The sequence below is a fragment of the Clostridia bacterium genome, from assembly GCA_026414765.1.
Taxonomy (GTDB): domain Bacteria; phylum Bacillota; class Clostridia; order Acetivibrionales; family DSM-27016; genus SKW86.
Genome location: JAOAIJ010000021.1, coordinates 214,679 through 231,465, shown reverse-complemented (window position 1 = coordinate 231,465; position 16,787 = coordinate 214,679). Strand labels below are relative to the sequence as shown.

Annotated in this window: 16 protein-coding genes and 1 other annotated feature; of the genes, 9 read left to right on the top strand and 7 right to left on the bottom strand. The window is 38.7% G+C overall.

The window, feature by feature from the left end; all coding sequences use genetic code 11:
* Positions 1-8 precede the first annotated feature (8 nt).
* The 3 genes from N3I35_08710 to trpE are packed head-to-tail and all read right to left on the bottom strand — an operon-like array spanning position 9 to position 2,376.
* Entirely contained in the window at positions 9-296 is a 288-nt protein-coding gene (locus N3I35_08710) for a chorismate mutase (GenBank protein ID MCX8130166.1), read from the bottom strand.
* Entirely contained in the window at positions 293-895 is a 603-nt protein-coding gene (locus N3I35_08705; protein MCX8130165.1) for an aminodeoxychorismate/anthranilate synthase component II, read from the bottom strand. Before N3I35_08705 ends, N3I35_08710 begins: the two co-directional genes overlap by 4 nt.
* Positions 892-2,376: an anthranilate synthase component I gene (gene trpE, locus N3I35_08700; protein MCX8130164.1), complete on the bottom strand. Its 1,485-nt coding sequence runs from the start codon at positions 2,374-2,376 to the stop codon at positions 892-894. The genes N3I35_08705 and trpE overlap by 4 nt, the downstream gene beginning before the upstream one ends.
* Positions 2,377-2,928: 552 nt before the next feature.
* Between trpE and iorA the strand changes: the two genes are divergently transcribed.
* From iorA to N3I35_08665, 7 genes are all read left to right on the top strand, one after another.
* A complete protein-coding gene (iorA, locus tag N3I35_08695; protein ID MCX8130163.1) occupies positions 2,929-4,722 on the top strand; it encodes an indolepyruvate ferredoxin oxidoreductase subunit alpha in 1,794 nt (597 codons plus the stop codon).
* Positions 4,719-5,309 carry an indolepyruvate oxidoreductase subunit beta gene (locus N3I35_08690; protein MCX8130162.1) on the top strand — a complete coding sequence of 197 codons (591 nt, stop codon included), beginning with the start codon at positions 4,719-4,721 and terminating at the stop codon, positions 5,307-5,309. The genes iorA and N3I35_08690 overlap by 4 nt, the downstream gene beginning before the upstream one ends.
* A gap of 175 nt (positions 5,310-5,484) precedes the next feature.
* Entirely contained in the window at positions 5,485-6,720 is a 1,236-nt protein-coding gene (locus N3I35_08685) for a phenylacetate--CoA ligase (protein MCX8130161.1), read from the top strand.
* 283 nt (positions 6,721-7,003) lie between these two features.
* Entirely contained in the window at positions 7,004-7,570 is a 567-nt protein-coding gene (locus tag N3I35_08680) for a hypothetical protein (protein MCX8130160.1), read from the top strand.
* Positions 7,571-7,582: 12 nt separating this feature from the next.
* On the top strand, positions 7,583-8,431 hold the full coding sequence (locus N3I35_08675; GenBank protein ID MCX8130159.1) for an ATP-binding cassette domain-containing protein: 849 nt from the start codon (positions 7,583-7,585) through the stop codon (positions 8,429-8,431).
* Positions 8,432-8,628: 197 nt separating this feature from the next.
* Positions 8,629-9,465, top strand: coding sequence for an energy-coupling factor ABC transporter ATP-binding protein (locus N3I35_08670; GenBank protein ID MCX8130158.1), 837 nt, complete (start codon positions 8,629-8,631; stop codon positions 9,463-9,465).
* Entirely contained in the window at positions 9,449-10,228 is a 780-nt protein-coding gene (locus N3I35_08665; GenBank protein ID MCX8130157.1) for an energy-coupling factor transporter transmembrane protein EcfT, read from the top strand. Before N3I35_08670 ends, N3I35_08665 begins: the two co-directional genes overlap by 17 nt.
* 42 nt (positions 10,229-10,270) lie before the next feature.
* On the opposite strand, the gene N3I35_08660 is transcribed toward N3I35_08665, so the two are convergent.
* The gene (locus tag N3I35_08660) at positions 10,271-10,612 is read right to left on the bottom strand and encodes a P-II family nitrogen regulator (GenBank protein MCX8130156.1); all 342 of its coding nucleotides are present in this window, start codon (positions 10,610-10,612) and stop codon (positions 10,271-10,273) included.
* A 317-nt stretch (positions 10,613-10,929) separates the two neighbouring features.
* Here N3I35_08660 and ychF point away from each other — a divergent pair, with 317 nt between their 5' ends.
* Positions 10,930-12,024, top strand: a complete 1,095-nt coding sequence (gene ychF, locus N3I35_08655; protein ID MCX8130155.1) for a redox-regulated ATPase YchF — start codon at positions 10,930-10,932, stop codon at positions 12,022-12,024.
* Between the two features lie 42 nt (positions 12,025-12,066).
* Here the strand turns inward: ychF and N3I35_08650 are convergent, their stop codons facing one another.
* Positions 12,067-12,513 carry a chemotaxis protein CheW gene (locus N3I35_08650; protein ID MCX8130154.1) on the bottom strand — a complete coding sequence of 149 codons (447 nt, stop codon included), beginning with the start codon at positions 12,511-12,513 and terminating at the stop codon, positions 12,067-12,069.
* Between the two features lie 372 nt (positions 12,514-12,885).
* Positions 12,886-13,212, top strand: a binding site (T-box leader).
* Between the two features lie 118 nt (positions 13,213-13,330).
* On the opposite strand from N3I35_08650, the gene aroF reads away from it, so the two are divergent.
* Positions 13,331-14,344 (top strand): 3-deoxy-7-phosphoheptulonate synthase, encoded by a 1,014-nt coding sequence (gene aroF, locus N3I35_08645; GenBank protein ID MCX8130153.1) that lies wholly within the window; start codon positions 13,331-13,333, stop codon positions 14,342-14,344.
* A gap of 56 nt (positions 14,345-14,400) precedes the next feature.
* Here the strand turns inward: aroF and N3I35_08640 are convergent, their stop codons facing one another.
* Together N3I35_08640 and N3I35_08635 are read right to left on the bottom strand one after the other, a co-directional pair.
* Complete coding sequence (locus N3I35_08640) at positions 14,401-15,498, bottom strand: GGDEF domain-containing protein (GenBank protein ID MCX8130152.1); 1,098 nt, start codon at positions 15,496-15,498, stop codon at positions 14,401-14,403.
* Between the two features lie 74 nt (positions 15,499-15,572).
* The gene (locus tag N3I35_08635; GenBank protein ID MCX8130151.1) at positions 15,573-16,505 is read right to left on the bottom strand and encodes a DMT family transporter; all 933 of its coding nucleotides are present in this window, start codon (positions 16,503-16,505) and stop codon (positions 15,573-15,575) included.
* Between the last annotated feature and the right edge of the window lie 282 nt (positions 16,506-16,787).

The window sequence follows — 16,787 nt, the reverse complement described above, 5'->3', positions numbered from 1 at the left end:
TCACATTTCTATCTGATTTGTTTTAGCTCCTCACCTATAAAATAATTGACCAGGCAAGTAAACAGCTTCTCTATCACATCTGGGTCAAGACCTTCCTCCAAAGCCCACTGCCTTCTTGCCTCCATCATCTTCTTTACCCTGTCAGTCGCCTTTACGCTTTCCTCATCTTTTTTGTACCTGGCAGCTGCCTTTACATACTTATACCTGCTGCTGATTTCTGATATTATTCTCATGTCAATTCTATCAATTTCACTACGAATTTCTTCTATATTCAAACACTCATCAGCCGTCTTCATATTTCCTCCGCCTTTTTTATACTCAGGAAGTTTCTCAAGATATGTTTACCTTTTGGAGTCAGTATGGATTCAGGGTGAAATTGTATGCCATACACAGAGTATTCAGCATGTTTCAGCCCCATGATTTCCCCATTTATAGTTTTTGCTGTTACCACCAGACTTTCCGGAAGAGCGTCGCCACTTACTATAAGAGAATGATATCTTCCGACTGTAATCCTGTTCTCCAGTCCTGAAAACAACCTGCAATCCTGCTCTACTATCACCTCAGAAGCCTTTCCATGCATCAGTTCCCGTGCATGTATCACCTTGCCGCCAAAAGCCTCACCTATAGCCTGATGACCCAGGCATACCCCTAATATGGGAATTTGGGGTCCAAGCCTTCTGATTAAATCTATTGATATTCCTGCATCTTTAGGAAATCCTGGTCCGGGAGATATTATTATATAGTCCGGATTTTTTTCTTCTATTTCATCAATAGATATTTTGTCATTTCTGAAAACCTCAATATCCGGATTTATTTCACCAATATACTGATATAAGTTATAAGTAAATGAGTCATAGTTATCTATAATAAGTATTTTTCCTCTACTTTCCATCATCTTATTTCACCTACTTCCTCAAGTGCCTTAAGCAATGCTGTAGCCTTGTTTATTGATTCTTCATATTCCTTTTCTGGGTCAGAATCTGCTACTATTCCTGCTCCGGCCTGTACATAAGCCTTACTGTCTTTGAATACCATGGTTCTTATAGTAATACAGCTGTCAAGATTGCCGTTGAAACTCAAGTATCCTATTGCGCCTCCATACGTTCCCCTCTTAACAGTTTCTAGCTCATCAATTATCTCCATAGCCCTGACCTTTGGCGCTCCTGATAATGTACCTGCAGGCAGTATTGACATAAGTGCATCAAAAGCTGTTTTATTGTCGCTGATTACACCCTGAACGTTTGTGACAATGTGCATTACATGGGAGTATTTCTCTATATGCATCAGATTTTTCACTTCTACAGTACCGTACTTTGATACCTTACCTACATCATTCCTGGCCAGATCTACGAGCATAGTATGTTCTGCCAGTTCTTTTTCATCACTCAGCAGATCCCTTTCCAGGGCTTCATCTTCCTGCAAGGTCTTTCCTCTCTTCCTAGTACCCGCAATAGGACATGTCTCAACCAAGCCGTCTTCCACACGGCAAAGCATTTCCGGTGAAGAGCCCACTACCCTGTAATCCTTGAATTTCAGATAATACATATACGGCGAAGGATTTATTACTCTCAGCACCCTATATACGTTAAAGGGATCCTGTTTGGTTTCTACGCACAACCTTTGCGACAAAACAACCTGAAATATATCTCCGTCCTTAATATACTGCTTTGCCCTTCTAACATTGCTGCAGTATGTTTCCTTATCAATATTGCTGGTATATACGAATTTACTTTTAGCCCTTCCGAAATCAGGTTTAAAATTATCGGCTATTTTCCATCTTGTTGAAAGAATTTCCCTATATATTCCCTTGATTTTTTCTACAGTGCTGTTGTAAGCCCTTTCTATATTTCCGTTAACATGGAGATTGACAACAATGTGTATCTTCTGCTTCAGATGGTCAAAAACCAGCACTTCGTCTGTAAACATGAAATGGCAGTCGGGAAGTTTCAATTCATCACATGCCGTATTGGGCAGGTTCTCATAATACCTGATAAGGTCATAACCAAAAAAACCTACAGCCCCACCATTAAACCTGGGTGTACCTGTCAAGTCCGCAGCCTTGTATTTCCCCATCAAGTCTCTTAATACTTCTATAGGGTTACCGCTATTTTCCGTAACATGACCATTGCTATCCTCGATAATCACTGAATTGTTAATGCATTTCAGAGTTATGAAAGGATTTCTGCCAATAAAAGAAAATCTTGCCCATTTTTCTCCTCCTTCCACACTTTCAAGCAGGAAGCAATAGCTACAGTCTTCAAATCTTTTAAACAGACTGATGGGAGTCTCCATATCGGCATAAACTTCCATGGTAACCGGTATTAAATTGTGGTTCTCTGCTAAAACCTTTACTTCATCAAGAGTAGGATAAAACACTACGACGCCCCCTTTTTAAAGGAAGACATGAGAAATGACGAAAATAAAAATTCTTTAAGTCAGCTCAAGTAATGATACTTAAGCATAATAAAAGCCGGGTAAGAAGCTACCCGGCGTGAAAGCAACAATTATCTAAAGTATCCGCCTCGTCTCTTCTCATCTCTTCTCAAACTCACTAAACTCATCTAAACTCTAAACTAATCTTTCAAGTCTACTTATTGGAATTATAGCATGATAAGATATCATATGCAATAGCTAATTAGCAAAAATAGGAATTTTGTGCCAACAAAACATTGTTAATGTCTGCCATATTTCTTCATCTCATTCAGCCTACCCGAGTAACCGGAAAATGTGTACGATTAACTTTACTCCAATAAAAATATAAACTATAATAAAAAAGTGTACTACCTTGCACGAATCAAGACTAAGATCAGATCATACTTTAAAGACAATCATACTGCTTTTTATTTTTTTATCTGGATCTTAACCTTATACGTACATTAATTAACTTTATGCAGCTTTTAAGTTGCATTTTTATCTTGGAGGGTCAATATGTCAAAGAAACTGCTGATGGGTAATGAAGCTATTGCCTTGGGTGCCATAAAAGCAGGTGTAAATGTTGTGTCAGGTTACCCTGGAACACCATCTACCGAGGTACTTGAAACAATAGCCGAAAATAATCCCGGGGATATATATGTAGAATGGTCCGTAAATGAAAAAGTAGCAATGGAAATAGCTGCAGGAGCATCATATGCAGGAGCGAGAGCACTTGTAACCATGAAACAGGTAGGGCTGAATGTAGCGTCCGATCCATTGATGAGCCTTGCATATATTGGTGTAAAGGGTGGACTGGTAGTGCTTGTCGCAGATGATCCGGGACCGTTTTCTTCCCAGACAGAACAGGATACAAGACATTTTGCGCGTTTTTCCAATCTGCCGGTTTTTGATCCCTCTTCACCAGAAGAGGCTTATGAAATGATACAGTCTGCTTTCGAGCTTTCCGAGCAGACTCAGCTTCCTGTATTCTTGAGGCCTACAACAAGAATTTGCCATTCATGCAGTACAATTGATATTACTAATACTGCCGTCTGCCACAAAATAGAGGGTTTTGAAAAAGATCCCCGCTGGGTGATTTTCCCCAGCCTTTCCTACAAAAAGCATATTCATATAGAAAGTCTGCAAGAAAAATTAAGCGAGATTTTCTCATCAAGTAAATATAACGGAATAACAGGTTTCGGAAAAATCGGCATTGCAGCATCAGGTATTGCATACTCATATGCAGTTGAGGCATTATCTATGCTGAAACTGGATATAAAGGTGCTAAAAGTCGGTACGCCTTATCCGCTTCCCACACAGCTGGCAAAAGAATTTATAGATGGCCTGGATAAGGTATTGGTGCTGGAAGAGCTCGATCCTGTGATTGAAGAAGAACTTTTGCTTCTTAGTGCCGGAAATAACGGTAAACCAGAAATATCAGGAAAGAAATCCAAAGACCTGCCTTTTGCGGGTGAGTATAGTCTTGAGTTGGTTAAGTCAGCAATCATGAAATTTTCTGGATTAGAGTCAGGAGAAACAGCAGAAGCTTCTTTACAGGTTCCTCAGCTACCTGTAAGACCTCCCGTTCTTTGTGCTGGCTGTCCTCATAGAGGTGCTTTTTATTCTGTAAAGATGGCTATGAAGAAAAAAAAAGCAGTATTCACCGGAGATATCGGCTGCTATACCTTGGGTAATGCCAAACCCCTGGAAATGGTGGATACCTGTTTGTGCATGGGTGCTGGAATTACTATAGCTCAGGGACTGCACCGTTCAGAGCCTGATGCAGACCATATCGCTTTTATAGGCGATTCCACTTTCTTCCACACAGGAATACCAGGAATAATCAATGCGGTATATAACAATACGGATATTACTGTTGTTATTCTTGACAACAGTACGACAGCAATGACAGGTCATCAACCGCACCCTGGAATCGGCAAAACAATGATGGGTACAGAGTCCGGAAAAATAGACATCTTCGCGCTTGTATCTGCATGCGGGGTAAAATATGTATCGAAGGTAAATCCGTTTGAATTGCAGGATGCGGTAGAAGCTGTCCGTGAAGCTGTTAATTTTAAAGGACCTTCAGTAGTGATATTTGAAGCTCCTTGCATTTCTTTATTTAAGCCTTCAAAGAAATTGCATATAAATGAAAAATGCACCTCATGCAAAAAATGTATAAAAGAGATCGGTTGCCCGGCCATGTCTTTTATGGAAGGCAAGGTTTCCATCGAACCTTCCTTGTGCTACGGATGTACCTTATGTTCACAAATTTGTCCATTTGATGCTGTAGGGGGTGCTGATAAATGAAATATGACGTATTGATCGCAGGAGTTGGCGGACAAGGTACTGTACTGGCCTCAAGAATGATTGCTCTGGCTGCTATAGATGCAGGTTTGTTTACCAGAACTTCAGAAACTATAGGTATGGCTCAAAGAGGAGGTTCCGTTGTCAGCCATGTAAGGGTAGACAGCAGTGCTTCGAGTCCTATAATTCCCATGAGTACTTCCGACGTTATTATAGCCTTTGAGTTGGCTGAAGCGGCACGCAGCCTTCCCAGATTAAAAAAAGGCGGCAAGTGCATTATTAATACTCAGATTATCAAACCAGTGACGGCTTCCCTGGGAAACTCCGCTTATGATTCGGATGAAATAATCGGTTTTATTAAGAAAAACGTTCCAAAAGCTGTTTTTATTGACGGTTATTCCCTGGCAGAAAAGGCCGGCTCTGTTAAAGCGGTTAATATCGTTCTGTTAGGTGCTGCCTGCGCCGCAGGAATGCTGCCCTTTTCAAAAGAAAGCCTTGAGAAAGCTATAAAAGAAAATGTACCTGAAAAATATCTGAATTTAAATATAAAGGCCTTAAACTCAGGCTATGATTCAGTTAATAATCTTTAGTTCATATTTGCCCACATGGTTTATTTTGTCAAACATTAAGGCCGGAGATTATGCCATATATATCCGGAATACAACTATAAACAGATTAGAAGGAGATGCCTGCTGAGGGATAGCTGCAAAAAGTTTGTGCAGTTTCGAAATAGATATGGTGTCTGCCTGTGAGGAGAGAGACGAGATGAGAGACACTCAGTTCAATCAACTAAAACATCTTTTGGAAAGAATATCAGTAAACAGTCCATTTTATAAACAGAAGTTTTCTTCTTGCGGAATCAGCATTGAGGATATAAAAACCTCTGAAGACATACAAAAGCTTCCCTTTACTACAAAGGATGAGCTGCGTGATGCCTACCCCCTTGGGCTGCAGGCAGTACATGACGAAGAAATTGTGAGGATTCATTCTTCTTCAGGAACTACAGGTAGGCCTGTAATAATTCCCTATACCGCCAATGATGTCAGTGACTGGGCAGAAATGATGGCCAGGTGTTTTAAAACTGCCGGAGTTACTTCTGTCGATAGAGTACAGATTACCCCTGGTTATGGATTATGGACGGCTGGCATAGGTTTTCAGGCAGGTGTTGAAAAGCTCGGAGCTATGGCTATTCCAATGGGACCGGGAAATACAGACAAACAGCTCCAGATGATGATCGACCTGAAATCTACTGCATTTGTAGCTACATCCTCCTATGCTCTTGTTCTGGCAGAAGAGGTAGAGAAAAGAAAGATTAGAGAAAGCATTCAACTAAAAAAAGGAATTATAGGTTCGGAACGCTGGGGCGAAAAAATGCGTTCAAGAATCAAGAATGAACTGGGCATAGAAATCTATGATATATACGGCCTTACTGAAATATACGGGCCGGGTATTTCCATAGATTGTGATTATCATACGGGGATGCATTACTGGAATGATTACCTTTATTTTGAAATAATTGACCCTGTTACAGGTAATCCCCTTAATGACGGTGAATATGGGGAACTTGTCATTACTACACTGAAAAAAGAGGGCGCTCCCCTTTTAAGGTACAGAACACGTGATTTGACCCGGATAATCCCCGGTACCTGTCCGTGTGGTCTACCCTATCCCCGTCATGACAGAATCATTGGAAGGACCGATGATATGGTTAAGGTAAAAGGGGTTAATATTTATCCCGGACAGATTGACGAACTTCTGAAGGAAGCAGCTGGGGCAAGCAGTGAGTATCAGGTAGTAATCAGTCATTTGGATGGAAAAGATATGATGACCCTTAAGGTTGAAAAAGAATATGCTGCTGATAAAGAAGCAGTAGAAAAAAATGTAACCGACCTATTCAAAAAGCGCATAGGCATTCTCATAAGTGCAGAAGCATATAATATTGGGGAACTTCCCAGAAGTGAAAAGAAAAGTAAAAGAATTCTTGATTACCGTGAAAGCTGATTACTGTAAGTAATCAGCATCAAAGCTTTTTGATAGGATTTGAATTGACATTTGAAATCTTTAATGTTACTATAATGTTAATTGGTTTTGAGAAGAGATGAGAAAATTTAAGACGAGATGAGACGAGATGAGCCTACTATCAATATGATGTTACATAGTCGGGTTTATCCTGGCTATTTTTATTATCAGAAATTATTTCAGATAGTATAAATAATTGATTAATGTGCAAATCTCAACCTTCTTCTCACAGAACTCAACAGTATATTAAGGAGGTTGTATTTTTATGGAAAATGTAGCAATGCAAAAAAGAGAAGTTTCAGCAAAGAAAGGTATGCAGGCAGTCGATGTAGTATTAGTAGGAATTTTACTCGCAGCAGGAGCAGTACTAAGACTATATGCACCACAGGTATTCGGTATAACGCCAAACTTTGTCATCGGTATGTACTGTCTTGCAATTATTCTTATCAGACCAAAATTCCTTGAAGCTGTAGGTATCAGTTTAGTTGCAGCTGCTGTGTGCCATTTCACAACAAAATCACTTATCCCCTACATTAATTTTCTGAGCGAACCTGTAGGACTACTGGTGGCATATGGGCTTACAATGCTTCCTTTCAAACCGTCTGTAAAGAAATTTTCACTTAAGCCGGCCTTAGTTACTTTCATTGGTACTCTGGCAAGTGGACTTACTTATATCACTACACTAAAATTCCTTATTCTGTTTGTGGAAGTGAAAAAAAATCCTACATTTACTTACCTGCTGACTGTAGTCATAGTAACGGCCGTAGTAAACACTATAATTGCACAGGTTTTATACTATCCTATTAAAACCGCTTTAGGAAAAAAAGATTGATAAGAGGCTATAATGATTGATATCAAAAATCTTACATTCAACTATACAGGCTCGGCAGAAGCTGCGCTAAAAAATATAGACCTGAATATTTCGGAAGGTGAGTTCGTAGGCATAATAGGCCCTACAGGTGCAGGAAAATCAACCCTTACTCTTTGTCTTAACGGAGTAGTACCTCACTTTCAGAATGGCGACTATTACGGTCATGTAATTATAGATGGCAGGGATACAGTGGATAATACCTGTGCTGTCCTTGCTTATTCAATCGGAAGTGTGTTTCAGGATCCGGAGGCTCAGATAGTATCTTCTATTGTAGAAGAAGAGATAGCTTTTGGTTTGGAAAACATGGGTATACCAAAACCAGAAATGGAGAATCGTATAGAAGAAAGCCTGAGACTCGCAGGGATATCCCACCTCAGACACTCATCAACAGTGAGGCTTTCGGGTGGCCAGAAGCAAAGAGTCGCAATAGCTGCTGCAATAGCACTAAGACCAAAAGTATTGGTTTTGGATGAACCAACATCCGAACTTGACCCTCTGGGAAGCCTTGATGTATTTGAAACTCTTAAAAAGTTAAATACCGAATTTAATATCACAGTAGTAGTTGTCGAGCAAAAAATGCAGCTTGTTTCAGAATACTGCTCCCGTTTGGTTGTTATGAACAAGGGAAGTATTATTATAGACGGTCCGACCCGAAATGTACTTTCCCGGCAGGATATTTTGCAGGAACTGGGTGTAAGCTGTGCACCCGTGACAAGGTTGGTTTCAATGCTGAAAAATGAAGGACTTTACAACGGTGAAATACCTGTGGATGTAGCAGAAGCATTTATGGCTATAAGCAAGGTGTTAAAAAATTTATCGTAAGCAGAGAACTTATTACCCTTATGACATATATGCAGGTTCTTTTACAATAGATATACAATTATCGATACATCTAAATGATAGGGTTGGTCACACAGGCCAACTTTATTATGTTGTCTGCTGCTATCTTCACTACCGGGTGTCATTACTTAGTCACTGAAGTATATTGTTTAGCCCTTAAAAAGCTTTGGAGGAAAAAAATGATTCATATAGAACATCTTAGCTATGAATATACAAACGGAATCCAGGTATTGAGAGATTTGAATCTCTCAATTAAGACGGGAGAGTTTGCCGCCATAATCGGCCAGAATGGTGCAGGAAAAACTACATTGCTCAAGCAGTTCAACGGCCTTCTTAAGCCCACAAAAGGTAAAATAACGGTAAATGGTGTGGATGTCTGTTCTGCTAAAACCAGTTCGTTGGCACAGCATATAGGATTTCTTTTTCAGAATCCGGATCACCAGATTTTTTGCAGTACTGTATTTGATGAAATAGCTTTCGGACTTAAAAATTTAGGAAAAAGCCAGGAGTATATTGATAAGCACGTACGGCTTGCTGCAGAAAATGTAGGCCTATCCGGCCACCTCGGATCAGATCCGTTTTCACTCAGTAAAGGTCAGCGCCAGCGTATTGCCCTGGCTTCAGTATTAGCAATGGAAACGGAAGTCATAGTACTCGACGAGCCTACTACAGGACAGGACTATCAGGAAAGCATAGAGATAATGGAGATAATAAAGCTGCTTAATATGTCCGGAAAAACAATCATATTCGTAACACATGATATGGAGCTTGTGTCCAGATATGCTAAACGGGTTATTATTCTGTATAAAGGACAGATACTCGAAGATGGACCTGCTGAGACAGTTCTTGGCAAGACAGAAAGTCTTTCACTTGCAAAGCTTCACTCACCTCAGATATACCTGTTGGCCAGAAAATTCCACAAGCAAGGCCTCTTTAAAAACGCATATACAGTAGAAGATATGTTTAATGAAATATTATTACTTACGGGTGGTGAGAAAAATGCCTGCAATGGTTGAATATATAGCTAAAGATTCGTTTGTACACAGGCTAAACCCTATTACTAAGATCATTTGGACGTTTGTTGTTTTAGCGCTTAGTTTCATGTTTAGCCAACCATTGATAATCCTGGTCATATTTGTAACAAATCTTTTAGTTGCGGCTGTAAGTGGTGTATTTAAACAAATTTTGCCAATAGTCAAAGGATTGTTTATATTTTCTCTTTTTCTGGTTCTATGTCAGATTTTCTTTGTCACAGATGGAAACACATTGTTTTATGCTATACCCTATTTTAATAAAGGAAGAATTACAGATACAGGTCTCATCCTCAGCCTCACAATGGCTCTGAGGATGCTTTCTACAGTCTCTGCCATTCCTATCATGATAATGACTACACCAATGACCGATATAGTAGTAGTTATGGTTGAGAAACTAAAAGTTCCTTTTAAGTATTCATTTATGTTTATTACAGCACTCCGTTTCATACCCACATTTATGGGTGAAATGGAACAGATACTGCAAGCACAGATGTCAAGGGGCTATCACTCTGATACAAGAAACCCTTTTAAGAAGCTTGTAATCGTAATCCCTCTTGCCGTCCCCTTGCTGGTTTCATCGGTAAAAAAGACTGAGAAAATGGCAATTTCCATGGAAGTGCGGGGTTTTGGGTCTGGAAAACGTACTCACTACAAGGAGATTAAGATGCAAAGTATGGACTACTTCGTACTTGTTTTTTTCACCATTACAATTATTTCTTCATTTATATTATCGACAATGATTTAAAACATATAAAATAAGAAAGCGCATGTATATGCATGCGTTTTCTTACGTAATAGCAGCTTCACCTCTCTGGTCGGTTCTGATTCTGTACGCATCTTCAACATCGTAGATGAATACTTTGCCATCCCCAATCTCACCGGTTCTGGCTACTTTTATTATCGCCTGCACAATCTCATCTACCCATGAATCCTTGACAATAGTTTCAATCTTTGTTTTCGGCAATAGGTTGATTGAGTATTTATTGCCTCTGTAATATTGTGTCCTTCCTCCCTGCAATCCACAACCCATAACCTGGGTAACCGTTATCCCGAAAATCTGATGGCGATTAAGCTCATCAAGTACATCATTAAGCTTGCCAGGCCGTATAATAGCCTCTATTTTCTTCATATCTCTTCCACCTCATTGTGCAATTTGGACTTTGCTGCAATAATCCCCATTGATCTAATAATATATGATTCTAAAGTTAATATTCAATACATGTTATTCTGCATAAATCACAAAAATCCTTTATGATTTAGAGAACCTTAGTATTACCCGCATATTATTTTATTGCATTAGAAAGTTATATCATATATAATTTTATAGGCAATATGCAACAGCTTATTTTTGTTGCTAAACCCTGATAAATTTGAACTGATTATTTAAATCCGGAATAAGTGGAATAAACTAAAATTGTATAGAATACGAAAGGACAGATGATATAGATGAGACTCGGAATTGTTGGTTTGCCGAACGTAGGAAAAAGTACACTTTTCAATGCTATTACCAAAGCAGGAGCTGAATGTGCCAATTATCCCTTTTGTACTATTGAACCCAATGTAGGAATAGTTGCCGTTCCTGATGAAAGACTTGACAAACTTGCCCAGATGTACAATCCGGAGAAGGTTACCCCCACTACAGTAGAGTTTGTTGATATTGCAGGTTTGGTAAGGGGCGCAAGTAAAGGTGAAGGTTTAGGGAACAAATTCTTATCCCATATCCGTGAAGTTGATGCCATAGTTCACGTTGTAAGGTGTTTTGAAGATGGGAATATAGTACATGTTGACGGTTCTATAGGACCCGTCCGCGATATCGAAACAATAAACCTGGAACTGATTTTTGCTGATATGGAAGTAATGGAAAGAAGGATAGACAGAACAAGGAAAATGCTTAAGTCCGGGGATAAGAAATTCCAGGTAGAACTTGAACTCTATGAAAGTATCAGAGACAATCTGGAAAAAGGCAACTCCGTCAGAATGATGAAATTTGATACAGATCAGCAGACACTAGTAGACCAGTTGCTGCTTCTTACCTCCAAACCAGTACTTTATGCCGCAAATGTGTCTGAAGACGATCTCCAATCAAGCGGCGACAATGCCTTTGTAGCAGAGCTAAAGGAATATGCTGCAAAAGAAGGCTCCGAGGTAATGATCATATGTGCAAAAATAGAAGAGGAAATAGCACAGTTGCAGGATGAGGAAAGAGAAGAATTTCTTGTTGAGTTAGGGTTATCTGAATCCGGTCTGGATAAACTGATAAAATCCAGCTACAAGCTTTTAGGACTTATTAGCTACCTCACAGCAGGGCCTCAAGAAGTAAGGGCCTGGACAATAGTAACCGGTACAAAAGCCCCTCAAGCTGCCGGTAAGATTCACAGTGACTTTGAGAGAGGATTTATACGTGCGGAAATAGTAGCTTATAATGACCTGATGGCCTGTGGCTCATACACAGTTGCAAAGGAGAAAGGACTTGTAAGGTCTGAAGGCAAGGAATACGTGATGCATGATGGAGATGTTACACTGTTCAGATTTAACGTTTAATGCAAAAAGCGGGGCTAAAACCCCGCTTTTATTTTATCCTGTTTAGTTTTTTATTTTCTTAACCTCAGTTTCGGTCAGAATACCTGCCAAATCCAGTACAGATATTATCCTGTCCCCTTTTTTCCCTATACATTTCAAGTATGTATTTCCTGTCCTAACAAGTATTTCTGGTAAAACTTCTATTTCTTCATTAGAAAGCTTTATTAATTCTATTACATCATTTACAATATATCCGACAAGCTTGCCATTAATTTCGGATATAAGCACCTTCGTTTTTTTGTTAATTTCAGTCTCTCCGTAATCAAATCTTTTGTTTAAATTGATTAATGGTATTACACTCCCTCTAAGATTAATCATGCCTTCTACAAATTTAGGCATTTGGGGTACTTTTGTAACATTCTGATATTTTACTATCTGCTTAACCTGTAAAGTATCAGCCCCACACATGTCGTTATTTAGACTAAATACAACTACCTGTAATTCAGCCATACCACCACTACCCCCTGTTAATTGATCGGTAAAACACTTGGAATTGTCTGAGTAAAACTTACAAAGCACTATTATCCTTCAAAAGCCGTAAGAATTTAGTAAACTAAAACATCATAGCAGTTAATAAATTAATGGCACTAAGTGAAAATGAATAGACAATTACCCTAATCAAAATATTGATCACATAAAATCATAATATTATAATACCATAAAATGATATTTTTTTGCAAATTTTTCGCATGCCTAATAAATACAAACATATACTTTTTTCATGCTATTTTAGCCAAGCAGCTCTCCGGAATTTCGTAAAAAGTTGTTTGTCTATATATTGACAGCCATAAAAAAACGTGTTATCATTAACCAAATAAAAATTTAAAAGCAATGATAAGGAAAAGTAAGTTACTTATCCACTTAATCAAGTGTATATATACTTTTAAAGCGATCCGGAGATGGTGAAAGTCCGGAAAAGTAAAAGTAACCGAAGTTCTCCTTTGAGCTGTTGGCTGAACCATTAGCGGAAACCATGTTTCCCTATGATAGAATAAAGATTTTTATCGAGTAGGCTAAACCGGATTCTTCACCGTTAAGAGAAGAAATGTATCGGATTCTTATTTTCCCGTACATTAAAGAGGGATTACATATTTCTGAGTAGTCCAATATGGGTGGTACCGCGTGGAGAATATACTCCTCGTCCCAGACAGGTCAATGACTTGTTTGAGACGAGGAGTTTTTATTTTATAATTTATCAAAAACCGGGGATACTGTCCCTTAAATTCAAAAAACTTTAATCGAGATTAGTATTATGGGAGGTTATGTTATGATTATTGTAATGAGCTCAACAGCTACAAGGGAAGAAATCGACAATGTAGAACGGAAGTTATCGGATCTGGGTTTTAGAACTCATCCCATTTTTGGGGAAATCAAAACAGTTATAGGAGCAATTGGAGATAAAAGACTGCTTAATACACATTCTATCATATCAATGCCTGGTGTAGAAAACCTTGTACCGATTATGAAACCTTACAAGCTTGCAAGCCGTGAGCTTAAACAGGTTCCTACCATTATTGAGGTGGGAGATATTAAGATTGGCGGGGATGAAATAGTTGTGATGGCAGGCCCCTGTGCCATTGAGAGCGAAGAAACTTTTATAGAAACTGCTATTAAAGTAAAAGAGGCAGGTGCAAAAATACTTAGAGGAGGAGCTTTTAAACCCCGTACGTCCCCTTATGCTTTCCAGGGACTAGAAGAAGACGGGTTAAAGATTATGGCAGCAGCCAGAGAAGCAACTGGCATGAAAATAGTTACTGAGGTCGTAGATACACGTGATGTGGAATTGGTAAATTCATATGCAGACATAATCCAGATAGGTGCAAGGAATATGCAGAATTTCAGACTCCTCCAGGAGGTGGGTATGTGTAAAAAGCCGGTACTTCTTAAAAGAGGCTTATCTGCAACAATAGAAGAATGGCTTATGGCATCAGAATATATAATATCCTCCGGCAACCCGGATGTTATACTTTGCGAAAGGGGTGTACGGACTTTTGAAACAGCAACAAGGAATACGCTGGATTTAAGTGCGATACCTGTAGTAAAAGAAAATTCACATCTTCCGATATTTGTTGACCCCAGTCATGCAACAGGTGCGTGGAAATATGTCGGTTCACTGGCAAAAGGTGCAATAGCAACAGGTGCAGACGGGTTGATTATCGAAGTGCATTCGGACCCAAGTACGGCCCTTTGTGATGGACCTCAGTCATTACGTCCGTCGAAATTTGCACAGTTAATGAAAGAATTCAGAAAGGTTGCGGCAGCAGTAGATAGAACAATTTAAAGATATAGTGTCAACCTCTTAAATATAAACGGGTATGGATTTTTTTCTATATCCGTTTATACAATCCTTCCATGTGATTTGATCATATCCTCATATGAGATAACAATATTTTTACCGTTTTCCTTTGCAAAGTACAATGCTTTATCAGCCAGGTCAATTGCTTCCTTGATGTTGCCGGAATGAGTAGGAAACTGAGCTACGCCGCAGCTGACCGTAACTTTCTTTCTGTTATCATCATCGCCCACGTAAATCCGTTGTTTTTCAAGCTGCCGCCTTATCCTGTCACCTACACTCTTAGCAGTAGCAGCATCAAGATCTCTTATAAGTATAAGAAATTCCTCTCCTCCGTATCTGACTGGAATATCTGTTTTCCTGATGTTCTGTTTTATAATATCGGAAAACAGAGTGAGAAGCTTGTCTCCCCAGACATGTCCGTAAGTATCATTAAACTTTTTAAAATTATCAAGATCAAATATTAAAATATTAAGAGGTTTGCTCGAATTAACAGCGTAATCTGCCTCCTCAACCAGCTTCTGATCAAAGTAATGCCTGTTTGCAAGCCCTGTAAGCTTATCTGTTCTGGCTAGTTTGAATTCCTTTTTATGTAATTCTCCATATTTTTTCACTTCGTTATTTATCATGGTAATTCCACAGGTAGCAAGAACTAAATATACATCTCTTATGACAAGTCTCCAGTGATTTATTTCGTCAACGCTTTTTCCAGCCATATACAAACTAAACAGTGTATATGAAGCTACACTAAGTATACCTACTTTAAGTGTAAATACTTTTTCTTTGTAAATACCACAATATCCCAATATAAAGAAAAGGAGGATATACATATCAGAATCGATGCCGCCTGATTGGGTTGTAAATAGAGAAATAATAATGGTGTCTGCATAAATAATAGGTTTTGAATTGAATTTGCTTTTATGCCTGCTCTTAATAACAAATGCTGTAATTAATATATTATAGATCAATGCTAGTGAAAAAAACACAAAGAAGTACTCACACCCTGCCGTATCATCACATGCAAGAAGAGCATAGGCTGTAATGGATGCCAGGGCGAACCACCTGAAACTGATTATTAGTATTCTATTTTTTTTATTCTTTAGTGATTTTTCGTCTGAACTGTCCTTTTTTACCTTATCCATGCTACTCACATTAATCCTCTTCTTTGTTCATCCATAGGATGGTTTAGGGAAGCCATGTAAGGTTATTCGATATATTATTTATTAATTCTCCATTTTATGCAAAAATCCTTTAAATTACTTGCTATTTTTTCCTTAAAACCATTCCAGTAAATCACCGTTGTGATTCCCAATATTACTAATACAGTACCTATTACCAGGTTAACAGTCATTTGCTCCTTCAGGAATATTACGGCTATAGCACTCGCCAATGCAGGCTTTACAAAGAAAACAAGCGATCCTTTGCTTGCTCCTGCAATAGATAGGCCCTTAAAGTAACTAAGATATGCCAGTCCTGTGACAAATACCGATAAATAAACAACCTGCCAGAGGCCGGAATAGTCAAATCTGACAACAGGTATTCTGAAAAATAAGAGTAACGGCAACAATGCAACACTTCCGAATATAAAGGAATAGGCGTTCATTTTAAGACTTCCGAGCCGTATGGAAAGTCTCCTTCCCAGCACAGTATATAAGCCGTAAAAGACAGCTGATAAGAGTGCAAAGAATGGACTTTTAAAATCAGAAAAACCTGTTATGAATTTATCCTCAAATATTACCAATATACCAATCAGGCCAATGAAGAGTCCGGCAATCTTATTAACGCTTAGCTTTTCCCTGTCCATAATTGCAGCAAATACAGCCACAAATATCGGATTGCTGCTGAATACAACAGCAGATACCGATGCTTGAGCCCCCTTCATATAAAGGCTTAGCTGCATAAGACTCATACTAAGGACAACATTTATTATTCCTACACCAACCAGCCAGAAAAAATCATTCATACTTATCTTAATATCTGATTTGACCAGTAAAAAAACAAACAAGATGAGTCCACCTACTAAAAAGCGGATGAAATTGATTTGGAAAGGATCAATTTTGTTAACCAGTGTTTTTACAACAGCCTCATATGTACTGAACAGCATTACGGTTATCAGCAGATATAAATATCCGTTCTTTTCGGTTTTCAACTTATTTCCTCCTGTTATTACAATTCATCTGTTAATTATAACATATAACAAGACGCCCCGGTATACAAATAACTATAGTTCACAAGTCCCACACCCTTGGGTCAGTCCATTCTAAAAATAAGACCCTTAGTTTATTAACATATTTCAATAAAGAGACTATAATAAAATCAAGACACCTATAGATAATCTCCCATTCCTTGGTTAGGGCATAAGTCTTAAGGAAATTGAAGAGTTTAAAAGACTTTGCTGCTGTACCGGTTTTTCAGGTACTGAAATAAATAG